Here is a 1,225-nt window from a genome sequence, read left to right on the forward strand (position 1 = left end):
TGGTTTACTATAACAACTATCGATATCAGTGGGACTTAAAAAAGATGACCCCTATTCAATATAGGAATCATCTTCTAGTTGCTTAATCTCTTTTTTTATTGTGTCCTTGACATAGGTGCCAGTTTAATGTGTCCATGCTACTTTTATATTTAGGAGGTGTGGGTTGTTTGAGTTTTGTAACTGTGGGAAAGTGAAATGTGAGCCATGCCTGCCAAGTAAGATTATAAAATATCGATTTGAACAAGTAATGCAAGAAGTAATTGCAGTAATAATTGAATTGATATTGCTACATCAGTATCAGTTGTTGTTACTTCAATATCACGAGAATTTTCGATGCAGATTGTTTGACGGTTTACTTGTTGCATTGAAGAGAACTGGAGTAAGTCTTGTGTTACTGCTTCTGCTTGCTCACTATCTGCAATCGTGATGTTAATTACAATCGCAATCGCAATTTGGATAGCCACTTGTAGAGAAACTGCTACTTGAGTATCAGTTGTTGTAACTTTAATATCGCAGCTGTCTTTAATAATAATTTTTTCGTTAGATCTTTGTTCAATATCAGAAATCTGGTCGAAATTTTGGAGAACTTGATTATCATCATAATTTGAAGATGGGAAATGGCTAGTTGGATCAAGTGCGTTCCACTTTTTGAAATCTCCTCCTACTCCACATTGGCAAGTGTCATAGCCGCATTTATTACATGATTTTTTATGGTATCTGTGATCGTATCTGTCATCTCGCACATCGCGTGCATATTCTGTTCTTTCACCTAACATTTATATCTCTCCTTTACCTTTTAATTTTTCTTTCTTAATCTGTCCCTTAAAGTTGTTCGGGTTTTCTTTGGTTTTTCGCCTTTTGCCTGGACAGTATTTTCATTTGTTTCTTTCGTCTTGTTTACGAATTCATTTACTTGTTTTTCTAGGTCCTGATAAAGTTTTCTAATATGCTCTTTTTCATCATCCGAAAGCTCCCTTAACTTAAGGTCTTCCTTATTCTTCTTGAACACGTCTTTAACGTGTAATCCAAGAAGTGATTTAGAAAGTTCTTGCAAATTTTGATTCATATCTCCCAACCATCTCACCCCCTTGAGCACTTAATAGTCTCTCGGAAATTAATTTTCCGCATTAGCTCTAGTCTTACGACTAGGGCTTTTTATCGTTACACCCCCAATAAGGGATGCGAACAAACTTTCCGTCTTGACAAACGTACGTTCCCCTCACAA

General features: G+C 36.0%; 3 protein-coding genes. 1 reads left to right on the top strand and 2 read right to left on the bottom strand.

Annotation, left to right across the window (positions count from 1 at the left end; genetic code table 11):
- Positions 1-86 (top strand): IS3 family transposase (locus PZE06_RS25745; protein WP_275791704.1); only part of this gene is annotated, 86 nt, incomplete at its 5' end.
- 135 nt (positions 87-221) lie between these two features.
- Here PZE06_RS25745 and PZE06_RS25750 read toward each other — a convergent pair.
- Together PZE06_RS25750 and PZE06_RS25755 are read right to left on the bottom strand one after the other, a co-directional pair.
- A complete protein-coding gene (locus PZE06_RS25750) occupies positions 222-776 on the bottom strand; it encodes a spore coat protein (RefSeq protein WP_095311488.1) in 555 nt (184 codons plus the stop codon).
- A gap of 20 nt (positions 777-796) precedes the next feature.
- Entirely contained in the window at positions 797-1,075 is a 279-nt protein-coding gene (locus PZE06_RS25755; RefSeq protein ID WP_095311490.1) for a hypothetical protein, read from the bottom strand.
- Between the last annotated feature and the right edge of the window lie 150 nt (positions 1,076-1,225).

The sequence above is a fragment of the Robertmurraya sp. DFI.2.37 genome, from assembly GCF_029211245.1.
Classification (GTDB): domain Bacteria; phylum Bacillota; class Bacilli; order Bacillales; family Cytobacillaceae; genus Robertmurraya; species Robertmurraya methanolica_A.